Below are 24,699 nucleotides of genomic sequence, written 5' to 3' on the forward strand. Positions count from 1 at the left end.
ATCGTTTGTAAGTCCTCGTCATTTAGGCTTACATTCCTGTCGGGAGAAGCATGGCAGTCGATAATGACCAAACCATATTGACGGGAGCAGGAGGCAATCATGGCAAAGACCGAAGGCGAAATCATAATCAAGAAATATGCCAACAGGCGCCTCTACAACACGGGCACCAGCACCTATGTGACGCTGGAAGACCTGGCGAAGATGGTGAAGAAGGGTGAAGATTTCACCGTTCAGGACGCCAAGAGCGGCGACGATATCACCCATTCGGTTCTGACGCAGATCATCTTTGAGCAGGAATCGAAGACCGGCAACACGCTGCTGCCGATTTCCTTCCTGCGGCAGCTGATTTCCTACTACGGCGACCAGATGCAGATGGTGGTTCCGACCTTCCTCGAACACTCGATGAAGGCCTTTACCGACCAGCAGGTTCAGATGCGCGAACAGATGACGCGCGCCTTCGGGGATACGCCGCTCAGCAAGAACCTGCAGATGCCGATTCAGATGATGGAAGAAAACGTGCGCCGCAACACGGACATGTTCCGCCAGGCCATGCAGATGTTCTCGCCGTTTGCGGGACAGCCCCAGGCGCCCGCCGCCAAGAAGACCGACGCCAAGGATATCGATGAGTTGAAGGAACAGCTCCGCAACCTGCAGAGCCGCCTCGATAATCTTTGAGACCTGAAGGGCGCCTAAAGCCCAATTGATACGTCGCGGCCGGCCGAGCGGATTGCTACCGCAAAGCCGCCGATGACGTCGACGAAAGTGATCGTCATCAGGATGAAGAAGATCTGCGTCGCCGCATCCCGCACCAGCAGGAATTCGACCAGATAGGCGATGAAGACCAGCATCGACAGCATGTGGTTGATCAGCGAACCGCGGCCGTTGCGGCTGGCTTTCAGGATTTCCACGAACAGGAAGACCAGCGAGATGACGATGATCACGTCGCCGAGCGTCATGGTCCAGACGGCACCCGACAGCATTTGAAGCGAGCTGATGACGTTGCCGAGCGACGCGACCCCGCCGCCGCCCAGAATGCCGAGCATGCCCAGGTTATAGAGAATGAACGGGATGATCATCAGCGGCAATGCGGCAAGCATGGTCTCGGACTCCAGTCGATATGGCCGGACTGTACGTGCTTGCCTTGCTTTCGCAAGTCTTCGGCGCTGCAAAACAAGTCTTCGCGTAACAAAAAAGGCCGGCGGAGCCGACCTTTGATGCAATAGAACGAAAACGCTTATGCGCTTTCCTTCGGCGTCAGAACCTGACGGCCGCGATACATGCCGGTCTTCAGATCGACATGGTGCGGACGGCGCAGTTCGCCGGAGTTCTTGTCTTCGATATAGGTCGGAGCCTTGAGTGCGTCTGCGGAGCGGCGCATACCGCGCTTCGACGGGCTCGTTTTTCTCTTCGGTACAGCCATTTTCGTTACTCCACTTGCGTGCAAAACATAATCCCCGGCCGGAACTGAGGCCGATTGGACATGTCTCGATCTCGGAAATTTGGGCGGCTTATACATGCCCTACCGGGCTTTGACCAGTCCCTGCCCGGATTTTTTGAGAAATATGCGACCTAAGCCTCGTCCTCCGGCACGATCCAGGTTTCGGCAAGCGCTGCCTCCTGCCACTTGAGCCAGGCCGGATGCGATTTCATCGCCGTCATATAGGCGAGCGTCTCGGCATCGATCGCCAAGTCGTAGACGTCCAAACGATTGACGACAGGCGCAAACATTGCGTCCGCTCCGGAAAATTCGCCGAACAGGAATGGCCCGCCGGACTTCGCCCTGAGTTCGCGCCAGATGGTCTCGATGCGGGCCACGTCGTCCATCACTCCGTCGGCAAGCGCGATCCGGCCCCTCGGCCGGCGCATGTTCATCGGGCAGGCATTGCGCAGCGCCCGGAAGCCGGAAATCATTTCCATCGAGACGGAGCGCGCGACCGCGCGATCGGCGGCAGCTTCCGGCCAGATGCCCTTGTCCGGGAAAAGCTCGGCGGCATATTCGATGATCGCAAGCGATTCCCAGACCCGGATGTCTCCCTGGTGCAGCACCGGCACCTTGCCGGTCGGCGAGATCGGCTTGAATTTCGGATTGCCGGCGGGAAAATCAAACGGGATCAGCACTTCCTCGAAGGGAATGCCGGCCGCCGTCAGCGCGATCCAGGGACGGAAGGACCACGAGGAGTAATTCTTGTTACCGATATAAAGGGTAAGCTTTTCCATGAGGCCACATCTCCGGTTGGTTCACCCAGCCTCATAATCGCCTTGGCCTGACGCGACCAATGAAATCGATGAACCTCATTCATAAATGCATTTGATGTAGTCGCCGGATCCCCGCGCCCGGCGCTCGACGACACCGGCAAGCCGCTGCACGCCGCGGCTCGGCCTGCTTGCGACGCGGGTGATCGGATTGGGAAGCGCCACGGCCAGAAGCGCCGCCTGCCGGGGGCTCAGTTTCGAAGCCGGCACCTTGAAATGATATTGCGCGGCCGCCTCCGCCCCATAGATGCCAGGCCCCCACTCGGCGATGTTCAGATAGATCTCCATCATCCGCCACTTCGACAGGACGAGGTCTGCGCCCAGTGCCAGGGGCAGTTCCAGGCCTTTGCGGATGAAGGAACGGCCGTTCCAGAGGAACAGGTTCTTGGCGGTCTGCATCGGAATGGTGCTCGCACCCCGCGTCGCTTCGCCGTCGAGCGCATCCTCGACCACGCCGCGCATCTGGTTCCAGTCGACGCCGCCATGGAAGCAGAACTGGCCGTCCTCGGACATCATCACCGATCGGACGAGGTTGGGCGAAATCTCTTCGAGGCTTACCCAGCGCCGGTCGTATCCGCGAAACAGCGCGAGTTCCGACAGCATCAGCGTCGAGACCGGGCGGGTGAACGGCAGCGCGTAGACGAAAATCAACAGATAAGGCAACACCACCAGCGCGATCGCGATCAGCACGATCCGGCGGATCAGATTGCCGGACACCCGGCGCCGTCTCCACCCGGCCCTCACGGGCTCCTCCTCCTGCAACTGCTGTTCGGGTGTGATGTCCAATATCGCACTCGTCCCTCGTTTTGAGTTTCATAACCGTTCAACGTGGCCAAGGCGAGTCTGGCGCCGAAAACTTCGCACGTCCTGGTAAATCGCCGTTGCCAGCCAACCATCGGCATGCCAAAGAGCGGCCATGACGGACGCGAAAACGGCATTCGAAACACGCCTGCGGCAGAGCGCCGCCGAGACGGGAGCCCTGCTTTCGTCTCTCCTGTCCGATACCCCTCTTTCCGACGAGACGACCCGCCCGGCGCAGCTGACGGCCGCCATGCGGCATGGGTCGCTGAATGGCGGGAAACGGCTGAGGCCCTTCCTGGTGCGCGAGAGCGCGGCGTTGCTCGGCGGCCCGGCAGAGGCAGCACTTCGGGTCGGAGTGGCACTGGAATGCCTGCATTGTTATTCGCTGATCCATGACGACCTGCCGGCAATGGACGACGACGACCTGCGCCGCGGCCAGCCGACCGTGCACAAGGCCTTCGACGAAGCGACCGCCATCCTTGCCGGCGACAGTCTGCTGACCTACGCCTTCGACATCGTCGCCGCACCGGAGACCATGCTCGCCGACCGGCTGAAGACGGAACTCGTCCTGTCGCTTGCCCGCGCCGCGGGACCGGGCGGCATGGCGGGCGGCCAGGCGCTCGATCTCGCGGCGGAGAAATCGCCGCCCGACGAGGCGGGCATCACCACATTGCAGGCGATGAAAACAGGTGCCCTTCTGCGGTTTGCCTGCGAAGCGGGTGCAATCATCGCCGGCTCCGAGCCGGAGCATCGCCAGCGGCTGCGGCTCTTCGGCCAGAAGATCGGCCTTGCCTTCCAGCTCGCCGACGATCTCCTCGACCTGACCTCGGATGCCGAAACCATGGGCAAGGCAACCGGAAAGGACGCCGGCCGCGGCAAGGGCACCCTCGTCGCCCTACATGGCATCGGCTGGGCGGAAGACCGGCTGGACGTTTTGACGGCCGAGGCCGTGGAACTGCTTGCGCCCTATGGCGAAAGGGCGTCCATTCTGCAGGAGACTGCGCGCTTCATCGCCAGCCGGGAAAACTAGACAGGGATAGGAAACGAGAATGCCGGATGTCATGAGCTATCTGCCCTACATGTGGCCGGCCTATGTGGCCTATGTCATCAATGTCGCGAGCCCGGGCCCGGCCAATTTCGCCATCATCGGCACCTCGATCTCGCAAGGACGCCGCGCCGGTCTGATCACGGCGCTCGGCATCGCCTGCGGTTCTTTCACCTGGGCTTGCGCCGCAGCGCTCGGTCTTGCGGCATTGCTGCGCAACTATGCGATCGCGCTGGAGATCATGAAGGTGCTAGGCGGCATCTACCTGATCTACCTGGCTTGGAAGGCCTACAAGTCCGCGCGCCTGCCGGATTCCAAGGTCGCCCTCGGCAATGCCCGGACGAACTATACCGCCCGCCAGCTCTGGCTGCGCGGCTATGCGGTCCACGTCACCAATCCGAAGGCGATCTTTGCATGGCTGGCGATCATTTCGCTCGGCCTGCCGGAAAATGCGCCGACCTCGGCGATCCTTTTGATCATCGCCGTCTGCATGAGCTCGAGCCTGCTGATCTTCACCACCTATGCGATGGTGTTTTCGACATCCCACGCGCTGCGCGGCTACAAGGCCGCAAGGCGCTGGATCGAAGGAACGATGGCGGTTTTTTACAGCGTCGCCGGCCTGAAGCTGCTGACGAGCCGCATCTGAGCGGCTCGCCTTTCATCAGACTTTTGTGATCAGCCCTGGGTGATCGGCGCGATCGCCACTTCGACGCGGCGGTTCTGCGCGCGACCGTCCGAGGTCGCGTTGGAAGCAACCGGCTGCGACGGCCCGAAGCCCATCGTCGACATGCGGCGCTGGTCCACGCTGCGGCTACCGAGATAGTTCGCGACGGAAGCGGCGCGGCGCTCCGAGAGAGCCTGATTGTGCTGCAGGCTGCCGGTCGAATCCGTGTGGCCGTTGACGTCGATGAGTGTCTTGTTGAACTTGTTCAGCACGATCGCGACGGAATCCAGCGTCCGGTAGAACGGCGGGATGACCTGGTCCTGATCCGTGGCGAACGTGATGTTCGACGGCATGTTGAGGATGATGCGGTCGCCAACGCGGGTCACCGAAACGCCGGTACCCTGCAGCTGGGCGCGCAGTTCCGCTTCCTGATTGTCCATGTAGGCGCCGATGCCGCCACCGGCGAGCGCGCCGATACCGGCACCGATCAGCGCATTGCGGCCTGCATGGCGCCCGCCGGTCAAGCCGCCGGCAAGCGCGCCGAGGCCCGCGCCGATGGCAGCGCCGCCGGCCGTGTTGGAAACCTTCTGCTCGCCCGTATAAGGGTCGGTCGTGGTGCAGGCGGAAAGATAGGTCGCGCAAAGTGCGACGATTGCGATTTTCTTCAGCATGTAAACAAATGTCCCCGTCGTCAGTGGTGCCACCTCATTTACCATGAATTGCGGCAATAGCGAGGAGGCCGGCATATCTTCGTCATTGACCACGAGCCCGGCCGGAACCGGGCCGATCAAGACACCCCCAAAGAGACCCGATGCAGCGAAAGAAGAGCTGCGATCAGCCACCCGCCGGCAGGTTCTTCAGGACGTCGAGCAGCCGGTCGCATTCGGCATCCGTGCCGATCGAAATGCGCAGATAGTCTTCTATGCGCGGCTTGTTCCAGTGGCGCACCAGAACGCCCTCGGCCCGCAAGGCCGAATAGACTTCGGCGCCCGACAGGGCCGGATGCCTGGCGAAGACGAAATTCGCCTGCGACGGCAGCACATCGAAACCCATCGCGAGCAATTCGTCGCTGACGCGGTCACGCGTCGCGATGATCTGCTGCCGGCAGGTCTCGAACCACGCGACATCCTCGATCGCAGCGGTCGCGGCAACCTGGGCCAGCCGGTCGAGCGGGTAGGAATTGAAACTGTCCTTCACCCGTTCCAGTGCATCGACCAGATGCCGCTGGCCGAGCGCGAAACCGACGCGCATCCCCGCAAGCGAACGGGATTTCGACAGCGTCTGAATGACGAGGAGATTTGGATAGCGGGCAATCAGGCCGGCAGCCGTCTCGCCGCCGAAATCGATATAGGCCTCGTCCACCACGACCGGCACGTCGGCATGCGCGGCCACCAGCGCCTCGATCTCCGGGAGGGCCAAGCCGATACCGGTCGGTGCGTTCGGGTTGGGGATGATGATCGCGCCGCAGGGCCGGTCGTAGTCGGCAAGCCTGATCCGGAAGCCTTCATCGAGCGGGATTTCGACGACGTCGATATCGTAGAGCCGGCTATAGGTCGGATAGAAGCTGTAGGTGATGTCCGGGTAGAGTAGCGGCTTGTCATGCTTCAAGAGCGCCTGGAACGTGTGCGCCAGCACCTCGTCCGAACCGTTGCCGACAAAGACCTGATCCGATTGCACGCCGAAACGTACAGCGATCGCTTCGCGCAATGCCGTCGCCGACGGATCGGGGTAAAGCCGCAGCGCATCGTCCGCCGCAGCATGGATGGCGGCGACCGCCTTTGGAGACGGCCCGTAGGGGTTCTCGTTGGTATTCAGCTTGACGAGGTTCTGGATGCGCGGCTGCTCGCCCGCGACATAGGGTTTCAGCGTGCTGACGATCGGCGACCAGTATCGGCTCATGATTTATTCGGCAGCCGTGCGCTGGCCGAAGCGTTGCTCGATATAGTCGATGACCAGCTTCTCGAAATCGGCGGCGATGTTCACGCCGCGCAAGGTCAGCGCCTTCTTGCCGTCGATGAAGACAGGTGCTGCCGGCGTTTCGCCGGTGCCCGGCAGCGAAATGCCGATATCGGCATGCTTGCTCTCGCCCGGACCGTTGACGATGCAGCCCATCACCGCGACGTTGAGCGCTTCGACGCCTGGATATTTCTCGCGCCAGACCGGCATGTTCTTGCGCAGGTCGTTCTGGATGTTCTGGGCAAGTTCCTGGAACACCGTTGAGGTCGTCCGCCCGCAGCCGGGACAGGCGGCGACGACGGGAACGAACTGGCGAAAACCCATGACCTGCAGCAGTTCCTGCGCCACCTGCACTTCGCGGGTGCGGTCGCCGTTCGGCTCAGGGGTCAGCGAAACGCGGATCGTGTCGCCGATCCCGTGCTGCAGCACGTAGCCCATGGCCGCCGACGAGGCGACGATGCCCTTGGAGCCCATGCCGGCTTCGGTGAGACCGAGATGCAGCGCGTGGTTGGAGCGCTCTGTGAGCATCGAATAGACGGCGATCAGGTCCTGGACCTGGCTGACCTTGGCCGACAGGATGATGCGGTTGCGCGGCAGGCCGATCTGTTCGGCGAGCTCGGCGGAAATCAGCGCCGACTGGACGATCGCCTCATGCATGACCTGGCGGGCCGACAACGGCGAGCCATCCGCCGCGTTGCGGTCCATCAGCGTGGTCAACAGGTCCTGGTCGAGCGAACCCCAGTTGACGCCGATGCGCACCGGCTTGTCGTAGCGGATCGCCATCTCGATGATGTCGGCGAACTGCTTGTCCTTCTTGTCCTTGAAACCGACATTACCGGGATTGATGCGGTATTTCGCCAGCGCCTCGGCGCAGGCAGGATGATCGGCGAGCAGCTTGTGGCCGATATAATGGAAATCGCCGATCAGCGGCACGTCCATGCCGAGACGCAGCAGTCGCTCGCGGATTTTTGGCACCGCGGCGGCACTCTCGTCGCGATCGACGGTGATGCGCACCAGCTCGGAGCCTGCCTTGTAGAGCGCCGCGACCTGGGCGACCGTTCCGTCAATATCGGCAGTGTCCGTATTGGTCATCGACTGCACGACGACAGGCGCACCTCCGCCGACAATAACGCCGCCGACATCGACGGCGACTGTGGCACGGCGCGGTTTCGGGTCGTAGTCGATGGGTGCGGTCATCGGAAGTCTCGTCGCCTTGGGAATGAAGCGCCTTTCAGGTGGCGTATGGCTCGCGGCTTGTCAACCGCCGCGACGCTCACTTTATCGCACCGGCCTTTCCCGTTCCAGCCCGGCAGACTGACGCACCTAGTGATGCGCGGTGTCCGCATGTTTGGCGAGCGATGACAGCAGGAGGACCACGACGATCAGCGCCGACAGGCCGGCGAAAATGATGGCAAGGCCGGTATATTCGGCGATGAAGCCGATGGCGGAGGGCGCAACCAGGATGCCGGAATAGCCCATGGTGGTGACCACCGAGAGGCCGACGCCGGCTGCCATGCCCGGCAGGTTGCCGGCCGCCGAAAAGGCGATCGGCACGATGTTGGAAATGCCGATGCCCGTCAGCGCGAAGCCGGCGATCGCCATCGGCGCGTTTTGGGCAAAGCCGATCAGCAGCAGGCCGAAGATCGAGATGACGGCGCAGACGCGCAGCGTCATCACCGCGCCGAAACGGTCGCGGATCAGGTCGCCGGCAAACCTCATCACCGCCATGGTGAGCGAGAAGGCGGCGAATGCGAAGCCGGAGAGCGTGACGGAAGCTGCAAGCTCGTTGCGGAGGTAGAGCGCACCCCAATCGAGAATCGCGCCTTCTGGAATCATGCAGAACAGCGCCATGATGCCGATCAGCCAGGGTAGCGGCGAACGCGGCAGGCGGCTTCCGCCATGCTTGGCTTCGTCCGGATGCGGCGCGTCGTGCAGGACGATCCGCCAGGCGGCGACGATCATTACCGCGGCCAGCACCGTGACCAGGATGGCATGCGCGGAGACACCGATATGTTCGATGAGGAAACCGCCCGTCGACGAGCCGAGCAGCCCGCCGAGGCTCCAGAACGCGTGGCAGGACGACATGATCGCGCGGCGCATGCTCTTCTCGACCGAGACCGCGTTGGCATTCATCGCCACGTCCATCGCGCCGATCAGGCCGCCGAACAGGAAGATTGCCACGGCGCCTGACCAGACGCTGCCGACCCAGGTGAGAAGAAGCAATGTCGGGGTCAGCAATACCGAGGTATATTTCGAGACCTGGCTCGACCCGAAGCGGGCGATCTGGCTGCCGGCTAGCGGCATCATCAGCAGTGAACCGAGACCAAACGTCAGGATCATCAATCCGAGCGCACTTTCGCTCAAGCTCAGGCGGCTCGCAAATTCCGGGATTTTCGGCGCCCATGCGCCGATCATGAAGCCGTTCATCAGGAAGAGCAGCGACACGCCTGCCCTTTCGCGGGTGAAGAAAGCTCGGGAGCTGGAGGAAGCGTTTGAGGGTGCGCGACTGTCCATGGATAGGTTCCTTTCGATCGCCGCGAACATATTTAAATCGATTGAATTTGCAACGCCGCGAAGAACCACTCCCTCTCACAAATTGTATCGAGGCGAAACCTGCAACGCGGAAAAAGTTCGAGGCCGCAGCATTTGACGCAGGCCAGCATGGGGTCCGGCGCAATCCTGCAGGACGGCGCCGGCCTGATGCTCATCTTCGGCGAAGGGCTCGGCTGGAAAGATTGGGCAGCTGGGGAAGGTGGCTGAAATCAGCCGCCATAAACGATCAGCAGATCCTTGGCGTCGATCTGGTCGCCGGCCTTGACGAGGACCTCGGCGATGGTTCCATCCTTTTCGGCATGCAGCGCCGTTTCCATCTTCATTGCCTCGATGGAGAGCAGCACGTCGCCGGCCTTGACCGCCTGGCCGGTTGTCGCAAAGACGCGGCTGATGACGCCCGGCATCGGCGCGCCGAGATGAGCGGCATTGCCGATATCTGCCTTGCGGCGCACCGCACTGCCGGAAGCCCCATGGGCCCGGTCCGGCACCTTGATACGGCGCGGCTGGCCGTTGAGTTCGAAGAACACGGTGACCATGCCTTGCGCGTCCGTGCCGCTCATCGCCTGGTTGACGACAACAAGCGTCTTGCCCCGCTCGATGTCGGCGAACATTTCCTCGCCGTCTTTGAGACCATAGAAATAGGCGTGCGTCGGCAGAACCGAGACCGGGCCGTAAGTGTCCGAGGCCAGCGCGAAGTCGGTAAACACCTTCGGATACATCAGGTAGGAAGCGAACTCGAAGTCGTCGACCTTGCGCTCCAGCTTGTCCTCGATGACCTTTCGCTCCGCGGCCAGATCGGCCGGCGGGAGAAGCGAGCCGGGCACCGCGGTGTAGGGCGCCTCGCCCTTCAGCGCCTTTTTCTGCAGCGCCTGCGGCCAGCCGCCGGGAGGCTGGCCGAGATCGCCCTTCAGCATCGATACGACCGAATCCGGAAACGCGATGTCTTTTGCCGGGTTTTCGACATCGGCGACGGTGAGGTCCTGGGAGACCATCATCAGCGCCATGTCGCCCACCACCTTGGACGACGGCGTCACCTTGACGATGTCGCCGAACATCTGGTTCACGTCCGCATAGGTCTGGGCGACCTTGTGCCAGCGGGTTTCAAGCCCGAGCGAGCGGGCCTGTTCCTTGAGGTTGGTGAACTGGCCGCCCGGCATTTCATGCAGATAGACTTCCGAGGCCGGCCCCTTGAGGTCGCTTTCGAAGGCGGCATACTGGCCGCGCGCCGCTTCCCAATAGAAGGAGATGCGACGGATCCACTCCGGATCGAGGCCCGGGTCGCGCTCGGAGCCGGACAGCGCTTCGACGATCGAGCCGAGGCAGGGCTGCGACGTGTTGCCGGACACCGCATCCATCGCCGCATCGACAGCGTCGACGCCCGCGTCCACTGCCGCAAGCACGGTCGCGGCCGAGATGCCGGACGTGTCGTGGGTATGGAAATGGATCGGCAACGAGGTTGCCTCGCGCAGCGCCTTGAACAGCACCCGCGCGGCAGCCGGCTTCAGGAGACCGGCCATGTCCTTCAGCGCGATGATATGGGCGCCCGCCTTCTCCAGCTCTTCGGCCAGCGAGACGTAATATTTGAGGTCGTATTTCGGGCGCGCGGAGTTCAGGAGATCGCCCGTGTAGCAGATCGCCGCCTCGCAGAGCTTGTTCTCTTCGTTGATCGCATCCATCGAGACGCGCATGTTCTCGACCCAGTTGAGGCAGTCGAAGACACGGAAGAGATCGATACCGCCTTTGGCGGCCTGGGCGACGAAATACTTCACCACGTTGTCGGGATAATTCTTGTAGCCGACGCCGTTGGCGCCGCGCAGCAGCATCTGCAACAAAAGATTCGGCGCGTCCTCGCGGATCATCGCCAGGCGTTCCCACGGGTCTTCGGTGAGGAAGCGCATTGAGACGTCGAAGGTCGCCCCGCCCCAGCATTCCAGCGAGAACAGGTTCGGCAGCGCCCGCGCATAGACGCCGGCGACCCGCGCGATGTCATAGGTGCGCATGCGGGTGGCCAGCAGCGACTGATGGCCGTCGCGCATCGTCGTATCGGTGATCAGCACGCGCTTTTCGTTGCGCATCCATTCGCCGAACTTTTTCGGACCGAGCGTGTCGAGAAGCTGCTTGGTTCCGTCCGGGACCGGGCCGTTGATATAGGGCAGGACAGGCTTGGCACTATGTTCGGACGGTGCCGGCCGGCCCTTGGTTTCCGGATGGCCGTTGACGGTGACGTCGGCGAGATAGGTCAGAAGCTTGGTGGCGCGGTCCTGCCGCTTCACCTGCTCGAACAGTTCCGGCGTCGTATCGATGAACCGCGTCGTATAGGAATTGTCGCGGAATTTCGGATGGCCGATGATCGCTTCGAGGAAGGTCAGGTTGGTGGCCACGCCGCGGATGCGGAATTCCCGGAGCGCCCGGTCCATCCGGCTGATCGCTTCGGCCGGCGTCGAGCCGGCAGCCGTCACCTTGACCAGCAGCGGATCGTAATAGCGGGTGATGACAGCGCCGGAATAGGCGGTGCCGCCGTCGAGACGGATGCCGAAACCCGCGGCCGAACGATAGGCGGTGATGCGGCCGTAATCCGGGATGAAATTGTGTTCCGGGTCTTCGGTGGTGATCCGGCATTGCAGCGCGTGGCCGTGGAGGCGGATGTCTCCCTGAGCCGGCACGCCGGATTCAGGCGTGCCGATCGCGAAACCTTCGAGGATATGGATCTGCGCCTTGACGATATCGATGCCGGTGACGACCTCGGTCACCGTATGCTCGACCTGGATGCGCGGATTGACCTCGATGAAGTAGAACTTGCCGGTATCGGAATCCATCAGGTATTCGACCGTGCCGGCACCGACATAGCTGGTCGCCGCCGCGATCTTCAGCGAATAGGCGGCAAGCTCGGCCCGCTGGGCTTCCGACAGATAGGGAGCCGGCGCCCGTTCCACGACCTTCTGGTTGCGGCGCTGGATCGAACAGTCGCGCTCGAAGAGATGCACGACATTGCCATGCGTGTCGCCGAGGATCTGGCTCTCCACGTGCCGGGCGCGCTCGACGAGCTTTTCGAGGTAGACTTCGTCCTTGCCGAAAGCGGCCATCGCCTCGCGCTTGGCTTCCACGACTTCCTTGGCGAGGTCTTTCGGATCGCGAATGGCGCGCATGCCGCGCCCGCCGCCGCCCCAGGACGCCTTCAGCATCACCGGATAACCGATCTCCTCGGCCATCTTGGCGACTTCGGCCATATCGTCCGGCAGCGGCTCGGTCGCCGGCACCACCGGCACGCCGACCGAAATCGCCAGGTTGCGAGCCGCAACCTTGTTGCCGAGCTGGCGCATCGTGTCCGGCCGCGGGCCGATGAAGATGATGCCTGCATCGTTGCAGGCCTCCACGAACTCCGGACTTTCGGAAAGCAGGCCGTATCCCGGATGGATGGCGTCGGCGCCGGAAAGCTTGGCGACGCGGATCACTTCGGGAATGGACAGATAGCTTTCGATCGGCCCCATGTCCTTGGAAAGATGCGGGCCGCGGCCGACCTGATAGCTCTCGTCGGCCTTGAACCTATGCAGCGAAAGCTTGTCCTCTTCCGCCCAGATCGCGACAGTCTTGATGCCGAGCTCATTGGCCGCACGGAAGACCCGGATCGCTATTTCGGAGCGGTTGGCAACTAGGATCTTGGAAATGGGCAAGACGGATCTCCTCAGACGCCATCGAGAATAATGCTGCACTGCAAAGAAATCAGTATTGCCTTAATCAGGCAAGCGCAATTTCTCGGGGAGACCGGATGTGTCGCAACGAGACCAATCGCTCAGGCGATGAGGCCGAGGCGAAATGCCGAAGCGACCACGTGCTGGCGGTTCTTGGCGCGCAGCTTCTCCTGAAGCCCGTTGATGTACCAGTCGACCGTATGGCTGGAGATATCCAGCGACTTCGCGACCTCGTTGGAGGTCAGGCCGTCGGCGAGCAGCACGATGACTTCCATCTCGCGGCGGGTAAGCTGGGTGTCCACCTTGGCGATGGCCTCCAGCTCTTCCGCCTGTCCGCGCAGGTCCAGAAAGCGCCAGAACACCTTCTTGGCGGCGGCATCGAACAGCGCCATTTCAGCGGGCGAGAGATCCACGGGGCGGCCGCCGAGCGTCATGTTGCCAAGCAGGCCGTTGCGGCCGTGGACCGGAAACAGGTAGCCGTCCTGGAGGCCGTGACGTGTCCCTTCCTGCATCATCCGCTGCATGCGCTGCCGATGGGGATCGTTCCGGAGCCTGAGCACCGCATCCCGCCAGCGGAACGGCCGTTGCGCGATGCTGAGCATTCGTACCGTCGGATCGACCAGAGCATATTTGCGGGCTTCGTAGATTTCCTGCCAGCCTTTCGGCCAGCGGCCGGCCAGGACAAGGCCGCCCGGATTCTGAAGGGAGCGCGGCCGGATGACCAGTCCGTAATATTCGAATCCATAGGCCTTCAGCAGAGATTCGAGCTGGGCAGTCAGCTCCGCCTCGGTCTTGATTTCCCCCACGAGTACCAAGAGTTGCACGACCAGCTGAATATTCAAGGCTTGCTCCCCGCCGCGTTCTTTTCGGGCGATTCTTGTCTTTATGTTAAATTTCAGTAACTTCCCTCATTCACAATCGATTAGCATAGTTATCATTCGTTGAAGGTATACCGCGAAATCTAGCCCTTGACGGCTTTGTGCAATAAGCCGTGGGTTGGTTCAAGACACTGAATGCGGGAAGCCTTGCCCTTCATGAAACATTTCTGGCAGAAGGGTATTATCTCCGGCTTCCGTCGCGGAATTGCCGTTTCCGATCACTAGATTACCGGCGCCGCCCCGATGGCGGCTCCACATGAAAGAGGTTACGCCAGTTGACGCTGTTCCAGGTTTACGCACGAGCGCTCCAATATCTGGCGAAGAACAAATGGCGTGTCGCCGCCGTCGTCGTCGCCAATGTCGTGCTTGCCGTCATCACCATTGCCGAACCGATCCTTTTCGGCCGGATCATCGATGCCATTTCCTCCGGCAGTACCGTCACGCCGGTACTGATGTTATGGGCCGGCTTCGGTGTCTTCAATACCGTTGCCTACGTGCTTGTCGCCCGTGAGGCCGACAGGCTCGCCCATGGCCGACGCGCGTCGCTGCTGACCGAGGCTTTCGGACGAATCATCTCCATGCCGCTCGCCTGGCACCACACCCGTGGCACCTCTCACGCGCTGCACACCCTGCTGCGTGCGGCCGAGAGCCTGTTCGGGCTGTGGCTCGAATTCATGCGTACCCACCTGGCCACCGCAGTGGCGCTCGTCCTGCTGGTCCCCACTGCGATCTCGATGGATTGGCGGCTCAGCCTCGTCCTTTTGGTGCTGAGCATCCTCTACTGGATCATCGGCGTGACCGTGATGAACCGCACCAAGGAGGGGCAGGCGTCGGTCGAAAACCACTACCACATGGTCTTCTCCCATGTGAGCGACGCGATCAGCAACGTATCGGTGCTGCACAGCTACAATCGCATCGAGGCCGAGACCCTGGCGCTCAAGGACTATACCAAGGACCTGCTTGCCGCCCAGTATCCGGTGCTCGACTGGTGGGCTCTGGCCGGTGCCCTCAACCGCACGGCCTCCACCGTCTCCATGGGTGTCATCCTGGTCATCGGCACGCTTCTGGTCCAGCGCGGCGAAATCCGGGTCGGCGATGTCGTGGCCTTCATCGGCTTCGCCAACCTGCTGATCGGCCGACTGGACCTCCTGCGCCAGTTCGCCACCCAGATCTTCGAAGCGCGCGCCAAGCTCGAGGATTTCTTCCACCTCGAGGATTCCGTCGAAGAGCGCGCCGAGCCGGCAGATGCGGCCGACCTCGGCGAGGTTCGCGGCGAGGTGGAATTCCGCGATGTCTCCTTTGGTTTTGCCAGCACGAGCCAAGGCGTCCACAACGTCTCCTTTACGGCGAAGGCCGGAGAGACCGTCGCCATCGTCGGGCCGACCGGCGCCGGCAAGACCACGCTCATCAACCTCCTGCAGCGTGTCTACGACCCCCAGGAAGGCAAGATCCTGATCGATGGTATCGATATCGGCACGGTGACGCGAAAATCGCTGCGCCATTCTATCGCCACCGTCTTCCAGGATGCAGGGCTCCTGAACCGGTCGATCAGCGAGAACATCCGCCTCGGCCGCGAGGGCGCGAGCGAGGAGGAAATCACCAGGGCGGCAGAAGCCGCCGCCGCTGCCGAGTTCATCGAAACGCGGTTGAACGGCTACGAGACTCCGGTCGGCGAGCGCGGCAACCGGTTGTCCGGCGGCGAACGCCAGCGTATCGCCATTGCCCGCGCCATCCTCAAGAACGCGCCGATCCTTGTCCTCGACGAGGCTACCAGTGCGCTGGACGTCGAGACCGAGGCCCGCGTCAAGACGGCCATAGACCGCCTCCGCGAAAACCGCACCACCTTCATCATCGCCCACCGGCTTTCGACCGTCCGCGATGCGAACAAGGTGATCTTCCTCGAGAACGGACGCGTCGCCGAAATGGGCAGTTACGAGGAACTCAGCGAGAGCGGCGGGCGCTTCGCCTCGCTGCTGAAGGCAAGCGGCATCCTGACAGACGACGACGAAGCAGCGGACCCAGGCGGCTCGGTGGCACAGCCCGCCTGATCGCTCCCCGCCTGATCGCTAAGGGAACTCAATAAAAAAACCGCCGCCATTCGCATGGCGGCGGGTTTTCTTTTGACAGCTTCCAGTTTCCCGGTCAGCCGAGGTCTCAGCTATTGGCCGGCTCCGGCAGTCGCTTGGCAGTGGCTCCGGCGAGAAGGAAACCTTCCGTTTCATTGACCGCCTGACCGTCGATCGTGACCTTGTCGCCCTCGACGGTGATCTTGTGCACCGTGTCGTCGATGGTCAGTTCGGCGGTGAAGCCATCCCAGCCTGTCGGCAGCGCCGGATTGACGAACAGCCGGTCGCCCTGGCGGCGGATGCCGAGGATGCCCTCGGTCGCCGCACGGTAGAGCCAGCCCGCAGAACCCGTATACCAGGTCCAGCCGCCGCGACCGGTATGGGAACCGTGACCATAGACATCGGCCGCGACCACATAGGGTTCGACGCGATAGGTCTCGGCCGAGTCGCGGTCCAGCGCATGGTTGATCGGGTTCAGCATCTGGAAGCACTTCCAGGCATCGTCGCCCCGCTTCAGCGCTGCCAGAGCCAGCACGACCCAGATCGCCGCATGGGTATACTGGCCGCCGTTTTCACGAACACCCGGCGGATAGGCCTTGATATAGCCCGGATCCTTGCGGGTATCCTGGAACGGCGGCGTGAACAGGCGGATGATGCCCGCTTGGCTGTCGACCAGCTTTTCAAGCACCGCATCCATGGCCTGGGCGGCACGTTCCGGATCGCCTTCGCCCGAGAGCACGCTCCAGGACTGGGCGAGCGAGTCGATGCGGCATTCGTCGCTGGTGCTTGAGCCGAGCGGTGAGCCGTCGTCGAAATAGCCACGACGATAGTAGGTGCCGTCCCAGCCGGCCTTTTCAAGCGCCTGCTTGAGCGTCTCGATATGATCCGTCCAGCGCTGGATGCGCTTCTTGTCCTTGCGGGCTTCCGCATAGGGCAGGAAGTTGCGCAGCGCCGCGGCCAGGAACCAGCCGAGCCAGACGCTCATGCCGCGGCCGCCGATGCCGACGCGGTTCATGCCGTCATTCCAGTCGCCCCCGAGGATGAGCGGCAGGCCCTTGTCCCCGGTTCGCGTGATCGCCAGGTCCAGCGCCCTTGCCGCATGCTCGTAGAGGGTGGCGGTCTCGGTCGACACGGTCGGCTGGAAGAAGGAGTCGTGCTTGTTCTTTTCGAGCACCGGCCCGTCGATGAACGCCAGCTCTTCGTCGAGCAGCGATGCATCGCCGGTTACCGAGACATACTGGTGGATACCGTAGGCGAGCCAGACGACGTCGTCGGAGATCATCGTCCGGACGCCGGCGCCGGAGCCGGGCAGCCACCAGTGCAACACGTCGCCTTCCCTGAACTGCCGCGAGGCCGCGTTGACGATCTGGCGGCGGGCGAGCGACGGCTCGTGCACCAGGAAAGCCAAGGTATCCTGCAGCTGATCGCGGAAACCGAAGGCGCCGGATGCCTGGTAGAAGGCGGTGCGGGCCATGATGCGGCAGCCGAGCGCCTGGTAGGGCAGCCAATGGTTGACCATGTTGTCGAGCGACTTGTCCGGCGTCGAGATCTTCAGGCGGCCGGTAAAGCCGGTCCAGAAGTCGCGGTTCGCCTTGAGGATCGGAGCGAACTCCTCGCCGCGCAGCTGGGCCGCCAGCGCCTGAGCCTCTTCCTTCGTATCGGCATCGCCGAGATAGAAGGTCACCGTCCGCTCTTCGCCCGGCGCGAGCTCGATGTCGTAGGCGAGCGCCGCGCAGGGGTCGCCGTCGAGATCGAGAGCATTGCCGAGCGCCGAAGCGGACATCACCGCCGCCGGCATCTGGACCGAACCGAAGCGGCCGATGAATTCACGGCGGCTCGCCGTGAAGCCGACCGGCGTCTCCTTCATGCCCATGAAGGCAAAGCGGCGGTAGTCGATGCTGTAGGAGTTGGTGGCGAAGAGCGTCCCCGTCTCCTCGTCTCGGCTGGAGAGGATGAACGGGATGGACCGGGCCGGATTGGCGCCGAGCAGCCATTCTACATAACCGTAGACGCGCAGCCTGCGGGTTTCCGAACCGCCGTTATGGAGCAGGATGGACGAGACCTTGGCCGCCCGTGTCCTGTCGACCGTCTGGGTCAGCCTGATCTTCAGGCCTTCTTCTTCGCTCGAGAAGACCGAGTAACCAAGGCCGTGCCGGGCCTCGAACTTGACCTCCGGCTTGCGCGACAGAACCGCGAAGGGCGTCATGACAGCGCCGTTATCCCGGTCGGCGATGTAGAACGCCTCGCCGGGACGGTTGATGACCATGTCGTTGGTCCAGGTCGTCAGCTGATAGTCGCGAGAGTTCTTGGCCCAGGTGAAGCCTGAACCTTCCGCCGAAATGTGGAAGCCGAACTTGTCGTTGGAGATGATGTTGATCCACGGCTGCGGCGTCGATTGGCCGCCGTGCAGGCGCACCACATATTCGCTGCCGTCCTTGGTGAACCCGCCGAAACCGTTCCAGAAATCGAGATCCGCCGGTGCCTCGATCGGCGCCGGAAGCTGGAAGATCTCGCCGTTCAGCAGCGGGCGGCGATCGACTTCGATCTGCTGGTCCTTCGGCGGCGCAAAGATCGTCGCCGTGCGGTTGAGCTGGTCGCTGATCTTGCCGTTGCGGGCGTGCAGAACCACGCGGGATGCGGCGATCAGGCCTTCCGAACCCTCGTCGTCCATGATGTCGCGGCGCAGCGAGAAGACATGCTGGCGCTGGCCTTCCTGCTGGCTGAGGCGGCGGGCGCTCTCGGAGAGATGTTCGAGCGCCTGCTGCATTTCCTGCGCGTAGGAGGCCGCCCGCTCGTTGAAGATCACGAGATCGGTGATGACGCCGCGCGAGCGCAGATATTCCTGGGCGCTCATCGCTTCCTTGGCGACCGGCATATCGTTGTCGTCGTTGATGCGCAGCGTGAAGATCGGGAAGTCTCCCGAAACAGAGGAGGGCCAGAGCGACGACTGCTGCTGCATGCCGGCGTGGATGGTCGCCTGGTCGGCGCGCAGCTGCATGTCCGGATAGATGAGATAGCGCGCCAGGTGCTGGAACGCCGCCGCATCCTGCGACGAGACGCCGAGATGGCGCATCTGCACCTGCGTGCGCGTCCAGGCCTGCGTGAGCTCGGTCTGGAAGGCATCCGGATGGCGATAACGTTCGATCGCCTGGTCGAGCTCCTCGCGCTTGGGCGCTGCGATCGTCCAGAAGATGACGCTCACCTTCTTGCCGGCCGGCACCCGCACGACGCGGCGCAGCGACAGGATCGGGTCGAGCGTGAAGCCGTCGGTACCCGACAGCGTCGCGCCGGGATCGAAGGCTGCAGCTTCCGAAAGCGTGCGGCCGCGGCCGAGGAACTTGCGGCGGTCGGTCTCGAATTCGGTCGGGCGAGCCGAACCGGCATTGTCGGCGGCCAGATGGGCGATCACCATGTCCGGCTCGTTCGGCGCGCGCTTGTTGCGCCAAGCGCGGATGACGTCGCCGCGGCGGCCGATTTCCGTGTGGACGAACATCCGCTGGAAGACCGGGTGGGCGTTGTCGTCGTCCTCGGTGGTCAGCACGGGTTCCATATAGGACGTCACTTCGATGAAGCGATCCTCGGTACCCATGTTGAGCAGCGTCAGGCGGCGGCCTTCGGCATCGTGTTCGCTGGCGACGATGCACTCGACCGTGCTCGTGAGGTCGCCGACCGTCTTGTGGAATTCAGCCCGTTCGTCGGAGAAGATCGCCCTGGTCTTTTCGCCTTCGATGCGGCGCGGCTCCGCGGTGGCAGACCACCATTCGCCGTTCGTGGTGTCGCGCAGGAACAGGAACTGGCCCCAGCGATCTTCGGTCGGGTCGGGCTTCCAGCGGGCGACAGACAGTCCGTTCCAGCGGGAATATCCCGAGCCGGTCGCGGTGAGCATGACCGAGTAGTGACCGTTGGAGAGCAGCGCCAGTTCCCGGTCCTTGGTGGCCGGGTTGGTGATGGTGCGGATTTCCGAGCGCAACAGTTCGCCCTGGCCCTTGCCGGGGGTTTCTTCGTGCTTGGCGCTCATCACCGGAATATCGCGCGGCGCCTTTTCCTGCAGCAGCAGTTCGGCAGCCTCGATGGTCGGGTCGGAATGGAAGAGCTCGCGCAGCAGGCCGTTCATCACAACGTTGGCGATCGCGGCGATCGACATGCCGTGGTGGTGGGCATAATAGTTGAACACCACCGCATAGCGCTTGCCTTCCGGTACCCGGGTCGGCGTGAAATCCACCGCGTCGTAGAAGCCGAACACCCCGAGTGCTCCGAGCGAGCGCAGTTCGGTGAGGTTTTCAGAGGCAGCGATCGGGTCGTACTGGCTGGCCAGGATCGACGCATAGGGAGCGATGACGGCGTTTTGCCCGAGACCGCGCTTGAGGCCGAGCGTCGGCACCCCGAAGTTCGAATATTGATAATACATCTGATGGTCGAGAGCGTTGAACGCCGCTTCCGAGATGCCCCATGGCGTGCCGAGGCGGCGGCCATGGTTCATCTGTTCCTTCACGATCAGATTGTTGGTCTGGTTGAGAATGCCCCCCTGGCGCTCCTGCATGACGAGCGGCGGCATGAGGTATTCGAACATCGAGCCGGACCAGGAGACCAAGGCGCCTCGCGCACCGATCGGCACCACCTGGCGGCCGAGCTTGTACCAGTGCTCGGTCGGCAGGTCGCCCTTGGCAATCCCGAACAGGCTGGTCAGACGGGCTTCAGATGCGAGCAGGTCATAGCAGGCCTCGTCGATCTCATTGGTTTCGACACGATAGCCGATCGACAGAAGGCGGCGCTCCTTGCGGAACAGGAAGCTGAAATCCATCGCGAAAGCGAGGCGGCGGGTTCGGTCGCGCAACACGCCGAGCCGCTCCCGCAGCGATTCGATATTGGCATTGTCGAAGACGCTATCGGCGATATGCGCCTCGCAGGCGGCGACGAGAGACGCGGACCAGCGGGTAACTTCGTCGCTCTGCGCCGAACGGACTTCCTGGTCGAGGTTGACCGCGAGCTTCTGGATGTCGCGGGCAAGCACGGCGAGGTTGATGATCCGGATCGAGGCGAATTCATGCTCGCGCTTCACCGCGGCAAGCGCGTTGCCGAAGCCGACGATACGTTCTTCCAGACGGCGACGCAGCGGGCGCACGGTCTTGCGGTCGTCCGGCAGAGCCTTCAGCGTTTCGGCCAGAATGCCGCAAACGTCGCCGATGCCGTCGAGATTGCCCTGAAGGTGCGCGGAAGGAGCCTCGGCCCAGATGCGCAAGGCCGACGAGATGGCGATCAGATGGCCGGCAAAGTTGCCGCTGTCGACCGACGAGACGTAGCGAGGCATCAGCGGCTGCAGCGTGTCGGTATGATACCAGTTGTACATGTGGCCGCGGAACTTGTCGGCTCTTTCAACCGCCGAGATCGTCTGCTCGATGCGCTCGATCGTGTCGGTGAAGCTGATCCAGCCGAAATGCCGCGCCGAGATCGTCGACAGCAGGTAGACGCCGATATTGGTCGGCGACGTGCGCTTGGCGATGACCGGGTTCGGCTTCTCCTGGAAATTGTCCGGCGGCAGGTAGTTCTGCTCCGCCGTCACGAAGGTCTCGAAATACCGCCAGGTGCGGCGCGCGATCTTGCGCAATTCGACCGACACGGGTTCCGGCACGAACAGCCGGTCTTCGGTCTCGGCCGACTGGCTGACATACCAGGCGACGAGCGGCGAGAAGATCCACAGCACGGCGAACGGGATGCCGACCAGGAACGCATTGTCGCCCGGCATGGCCGCCAGGATGATGCTGAGCACGGCGATGGCCGGCGCATGCCACATCGTCTTGTAGTAATCCTGCGGGCTCCCTTGCGCGCTCGACTGGATCGAGGCGGCGGTGCGCCATTCCAGCATCAGCTTGCGGCTGAAGAACAGGCGATAGAGAGACCGAGCGATCGCATCGGTCATGATGCAGGCGGAATCCGCGATGAAGACGACACGGAGGGCGACCTGCGCATTGGCGGAACGCATGTCCGACCAGACGGAATAGAAATGCGCGCCCGGGACGATATCGGTGGAGCCCGGCAGGAGGCCGGTAACCAGGCTGAGGGTCGGCGCGACGAACAGCGAGAAGATCAGCAGGATCTGCCAGACGAGAGCGCCGAGCGGATCCATGAAGTACCAGCCGAGCACGGAAGCGAAGAACCAGGCGATCGGGGTCAGAGACCGGCGCAGGTTGTCGATCATCTTCCAGCGGCCGAGCGCGGTCACGCCGCGCTTGGGATCGAGGATGTAGGGCAGGAGCTGCCAGTCGCCGCGGGCCCAGCGATGCTGGCGCGAGACTTCGACCTCGTAGCGGACCGGGAAGTCCTCGACCAGTTCCACGTCGGTGACGAGAGCGCAGCGTGCGAACGAACCTTCGAGAAGGTCATGCGAGAGGACCGAGTTCTCGTCGATCCGGCCCTTGAGCGAGGCCTCGAAGGCATCGACGTGATAGAGGCCCTTGCCGGTGAAGCTGCCTTCGCCGGTCAGGTCCTGATAGACGTCGGAGACGGTGAAGACGTAGGGGTCGAGACCGCGACCGACGGAGAAGACGCGCTGGAAGACCGAGGCTTCCTTGCCGGTCGTCAGCGACGGCGTCACGCGCGGCTGCATCAGCCCGTAGCCGTGGATGACGCGGTTGGTTGTCGGATCGAGCACCGGCTGATTGATCGGGTGGTGCATCTTGCCGACGAGCTTGCTCACCGCATCGCGCATCAGGCGCGTATCGGCATCGAGCGTCATGACATATTGGACGTTCGGCGGAACGATGTTGGCACCCGGAAGATAGCTGGTGTCACGATCGCCACGCAGCAGCATGTTGAGCTCATGCAGCTTGCCGCGCTTGCGCTCCCAGCCCATCCATGCGCCTTCGTTCGGATTGAACAGACGGCGGCGATGCAGCAGATAGAAGCGCGCCTTGCCGTCTTCTCCATACTTGGCGTTGAGCGCCGCGATCTCGCGCTTCGCATAATCGAGGATTTCGAGGTCGGTATCGGTCTCCTCGAACTTGCTGTCGCGCCAGTCGCTGAGCAGCGAGAAATAGATCTCGCCATGCGGATTGGCGAGATAATGGACTTCGAGGTTGCGGACGAGCTCGTCCACGGTGTCGCGGTCGGTGATCAGGCAGGGCACGGCAACCAGCGTCCTGGCCGCTTCCGGAATGCCTTCCTTGAATTCGTAGCCGACCAGCCGGGCTGGCCTCACCACATAGGTCACCAGCGTGTTGAACAGGCCGGTCGCGCCTTCGGAAGCCGGCAGCGCGAACATCAGCAGGAAGAAGAAGACGACCGGCAGCGGAATATCCGCCTGCACCAGGAACCAGCCGGCAATCGCCATCGCGAGAACGGTAATGAAGATGACCGGGCCGGCGATCGCGAACCAGTTGAGGCGGCGGACAAGCCGGACAAACCTCTGGACGAACAGCAGATCGTAGCCGACTGCCGCTTCCAGTTCCCGGCGGCGGCGGCCGACGACGAAAGCGCCGACATTGGTCTCGCGCGGGTCGGCATTTTCTTCCGCCGCGGCCTTTTCGGCGAGCTGGATGGCAGCTTCCGCAACCTCGGCCTCGCTCTTGCGTGAGCGGCGAGCAATCTGTTCGATACGGTTGCGATAGGCGTTGCGCGAGCCGAAATCGAGCGCCTGATAATCGGTGCGAAGACGGAAGATCTTGTCGATCTGCGAGACGTCTTCGAACCAGACGCTCCATTCCGTATCGTCGATCTCGCGCAGGCTCTTGATGATGTTGCCCATCGTCACGTTGCCGGACGAAAGGCGGTTCTGCTCGGCGAGCATCACCTCTTCGACGTCGGTGCCCGCCTGTTCGAGACGCTGCTCGAGCCAGGCGACGGCAAACCCCGATGTCTGCGAGGCGTTGCGAAGGCGATAGAGGAACTGTGCCGTGAACGTATTGTCGTTCGTGAGGTTCTCGATGCCCTTCAGGACATCGGCGCTCGCCTCCTCGTTATTGAGGCGGATGATCTCGTCGGCGGTCTCGTTGGCGCGGCGGCGCATGTTGCGCGAGCGATCGACGCGGGTCGCGATGCGGCGCAGGTTCTCGATCAGCACGAAACGGATGAACGAGGGCAGCGCCCAGAGTTCGCCGATCTCGAGCGGCTCCTTGACCTGGAAACAGTCGACCGTGGCGGCCAGCGCCTCGCGGGAAACGCTACTGTGCGTATGGGCGACATAGAGCCAGGCGAGCACCAGCACACGCGGCAACTCCTGGCCGCCGACCGTCATCGTGGGCAACTGGCGGAAGAACTTTTTCGGGAAGTCGCGGCGGACTTCCTGGATCGCCTCTTCGACGATGTAATAATTGTCGAGCAGCCATTCGGCGGCGGGCGTGATCGACGCGCCGGCATCGACGTCGGTAGCGGTCGCCCGATAGACCCGCAGGATTTCCTTCTCATTTTCATGGTGCCGCTTGAAGAACTCGAACTCCATCAGGCCCGGCAAGCTGGGCGTGCCCTCCTTGCCGAGTTTCTCGCCGCATTCCCGCAATGCATCGATGTTGAAATAGGTCGAGCGGATCGAATCGTTGTGATCGATCTGCTTGGCTTCGGTTTCGCGCGAGGAAGCTGACGGCGGAGTGTGAAATGACATGGATACGGGCTTCTGCTGAAAACTCTAAGGGTTTGTCGGCCTCGCCTTACTCGGCCTGCATCGGAAGCGCCAGTCATCATTTGGATTATGGTGACCGGCCGGATGCAAACCCGCGAGGATGGGAAATAGAGAGCAGTCCGGATATTGCAAATGACTGACTGGAATCTATTGCTCACTTCCTGCGGATTGACACATGTTCCG

General features: G+C 62.7%; 15 protein-coding genes. 4 read left to right on the forward strand and 11 right to left on the reverse strand.

The window, feature by feature from the left end; all coding sequences use genetic code 11:
• Positions 1-99: 99 nt before the first annotated feature.
• Complete coding sequence (phaR, locus tag C5L10_RS17515) at positions 100-675, forward strand: polyhydroxyalkanoate synthesis repressor PhaR (RefSeq protein WP_046665178.1); 576 nt, start codon at positions 100-102, stop codon at positions 673-675.
• A gap of 14 nt (positions 676-689) precedes the next feature.
• On the opposite strand, the gene C5L10_RS17520 is transcribed toward phaR, so the two are convergent.
• The 4 genes from C5L10_RS17520 to mtgA form a co-directional block, all read right to left on the reverse strand.
• On the reverse strand, positions 690-1,097 hold the full coding sequence (locus C5L10_RS17520) for a hypothetical protein (RefSeq protein WP_046637345.1): 408 nt from the start codon (positions 1,095-1,097) through the stop codon (positions 690-692).
• Between the two features lie 137 nt (positions 1,098-1,234).
• The gene (gene rpmF / locus C5L10_RS17525; protein ID WP_038546808.1) at positions 1,235-1,420 is read right to left on the reverse strand and encodes a 50S ribosomal protein L32; all 186 of its coding nucleotides are present in this window, start codon (positions 1,418-1,420) and stop codon (positions 1,235-1,237) included.
• Positions 1,421-1,569: 149 nt separating this feature from the next.
• On the reverse strand, positions 1,570-2,217 hold the full coding sequence (locus C5L10_RS17530; RefSeq protein WP_105430713.1) for a glutathione S-transferase family protein: 648 nt from the start codon (positions 2,215-2,217) through the stop codon (positions 1,570-1,572).
• 75 nt (positions 2,218-2,292) lie between these two features.
• Positions 2,293-3,039 carry a monofunctional biosynthetic peptidoglycan transglycosylase gene (gene mtgA, locus C5L10_RS17535; protein ID WP_371411947.1) on the reverse strand — a complete coding sequence of 249 codons (747 nt, stop codon included), beginning with the start codon at positions 3,037-3,039 and terminating at the stop codon, positions 2,293-2,295.
• A 130-nt stretch (positions 3,040-3,169) separates the two neighbouring features.
• Here mtgA and C5L10_RS17540 point away from each other — a divergent pair, with 130 nt between their 5' ends.
• Together C5L10_RS17540 and C5L10_RS17545 are read left to right on the forward strand one after the other, a co-directional pair.
• A complete protein-coding gene (locus C5L10_RS17540) occupies positions 3,170-4,084 on the forward strand; it encodes a polyprenyl synthetase family protein (protein ID WP_105430715.1) in 915 nt (304 codons plus the stop codon).
• 19 nt (positions 4,085-4,103) lie between these two features.
• Positions 4,104-4,745, forward strand: coding sequence for a LysE family translocator (locus C5L10_RS17545; RefSeq protein ID WP_105430716.1), 642 nt, complete (start codon positions 4,104-4,106; stop codon positions 4,743-4,745).
• A gap of 29 nt (positions 4,746-4,774) precedes the next feature.
• Here the strand turns inward: C5L10_RS17545 and C5L10_RS17550 are convergent, their stop codons facing one another.
• The 6 genes from C5L10_RS17550 to C5L10_RS17575 all read right to left on the reverse strand — a co-directional run bounded on the left by C5L10_RS17550 (position 4,775) and on the right by C5L10_RS17575 (position 13,803).
• Entirely contained in the window at positions 4,775-5,434 is a 660-nt protein-coding gene (locus tag C5L10_RS17550) for an OmpA family protein (RefSeq protein ID WP_105430773.1), read from the reverse strand.
• A gap of 163 nt (positions 5,435-5,597) precedes the next feature.
• Entirely contained in the window at positions 5,598-6,662 is a 1,065-nt protein-coding gene (gene hisC / locus C5L10_RS17555; protein ID WP_105430717.1) for a histidinol-phosphate transaminase, read from the reverse strand.
• Between the two features lie 3 nt (positions 6,663-6,665).
• Entirely contained in the window at positions 6,666-7,916 is a 1,251-nt protein-coding gene (gene ispG, locus C5L10_RS17560) for a flavodoxin-dependent (E)-4-hydroxy-3-methylbut-2-enyl-diphosphate synthase (RefSeq protein WP_046626272.1), read from the reverse strand.
• Between the two features lie 126 nt (positions 7,917-8,042).
• Positions 8,043-9,233, reverse strand: coding sequence for an MFS transporter (locus C5L10_RS17565; RefSeq protein ID WP_105430774.1), 1,191 nt, complete (start codon positions 9,231-9,233; stop codon positions 8,043-8,045).
• 248 nt (positions 9,234-9,481) lie between these two features.
• Entirely contained in the window at positions 9,482-12,943 is a 3,462-nt protein-coding gene (gene pyc / locus C5L10_RS17570) for a pyruvate carboxylase (protein WP_105430718.1), read from the reverse strand.
• Positions 12,944-13,062: 119 nt separating this feature from the next.
• Complete coding sequence (locus C5L10_RS17575) at positions 13,063-13,803, reverse strand: LuxR family transcriptional regulator (RefSeq protein ID WP_105430719.1); 741 nt, start codon at positions 13,801-13,803, stop codon at positions 13,063-13,065.
• Between the two features lie 311 nt (positions 13,804-14,114).
• On the opposite strand from C5L10_RS17575, the gene C5L10_RS17580 reads away from it, so the two are divergent.
• On the forward strand, positions 14,115-15,887 hold the full coding sequence (locus tag C5L10_RS17580) for a glucan ABC transporter ATP-binding protein/ permease (RefSeq protein ID WP_105430720.1): 1,773 nt from the start codon (positions 14,115-14,117) through the stop codon (positions 15,885-15,887).
• 106 nt (positions 15,888-15,993) lie between these two features.
• Here the strand turns inward: C5L10_RS17580 and C5L10_RS17585 are convergent, their stop codons facing one another.
• A complete protein-coding gene (locus C5L10_RS17585; protein WP_105430721.1) occupies positions 15,994-24,498 on the reverse strand; it encodes a GH36-type glycosyl hydrolase domain-containing protein in 8,505 nt (2,834 codons plus the stop codon).
• Between the last annotated feature and the right edge of the window lie 201 nt (positions 24,499-24,699).

Origin of the sequence: Neorhizobium sp. T6_25 (assembly GCF_002968555.1) — a bacterium.
GTDB lineage: Bacteria > Pseudomonadota > Alphaproteobacteria > Rhizobiales > Rhizobiaceae > Neorhizobium.

Excerpts from the sequence above, each read along its gene's own strand:
- phaR (WP_046665178.1), top strand. The coding sequence starts at position 100 with ATGGCAAAGACCGAAGGCGAAATCATAATCAAGAAATATGCCAACAGG.
- C5L10_RS17520 (WP_046637345.1), bottom strand. The coding sequence starts at position 1,097 with ATGCTTGCCGCATTGCCGCTGATGATCATCCCGTTCATTCTCTATAAC.
- rpmF (WP_038546808.1), bottom strand. The coding sequence starts at position 1,420 with ATGGCTGTACCGAAGAGAAAAACGAGCCCGTCGAAGCGCGGTATGCGC.
- C5L10_RS17530 (WP_105430713.1), bottom strand. The coding sequence starts at position 2,217 with ATGGAAAAGCTTACCCTTTATATCGGTAACAAGAATTACTCCTCGTGG.
- C5L10_RS17540 (WP_105430715.1), top strand. The coding sequence starts at position 3,170 with ATGACGGACGCGAAAACGGCATTCGAAACACGCCTGCGGCAGAGCGCC.
- C5L10_RS17545 (WP_105430716.1), top strand. The coding sequence starts at position 4,104 with ATGCCGGATGTCATGAGCTATCTGCCCTACATGTGGCCGGCCTATGTG.
- C5L10_RS17550 (WP_105430773.1), bottom strand. The coding sequence starts at position 5,434 with ATGCTGAAGAAAATCGCAATCGTCGCACTTTGCGCGACCTATCTTTCC.
- hisC (WP_105430717.1), bottom strand. The coding sequence starts at position 6,662 with ATGAGCCGATACTGGTCGCCGATCGTCAGCACGCTGAAACCCTATGTC.
- ispG (WP_046626272.1), bottom strand. The coding sequence starts at position 7,916 with ATGACCGCACCCATCGACTACGACCCGAAACCGCGCCGTGCCACAGTC.
- C5L10_RS17565 (WP_105430774.1), bottom strand. The coding sequence starts at position 9,233 with ATGGACAGTCGCGCACCCTCAAACGCTTCCTCCAGCTCCCGAGCTTTC.
- C5L10_RS17585 (WP_105430721.1), bottom strand. The coding sequence starts at position 24,498 with ATGTCATTTCACACTCCGCCGTCAGCTTCCTCGCGCGAAACCGAAGCC.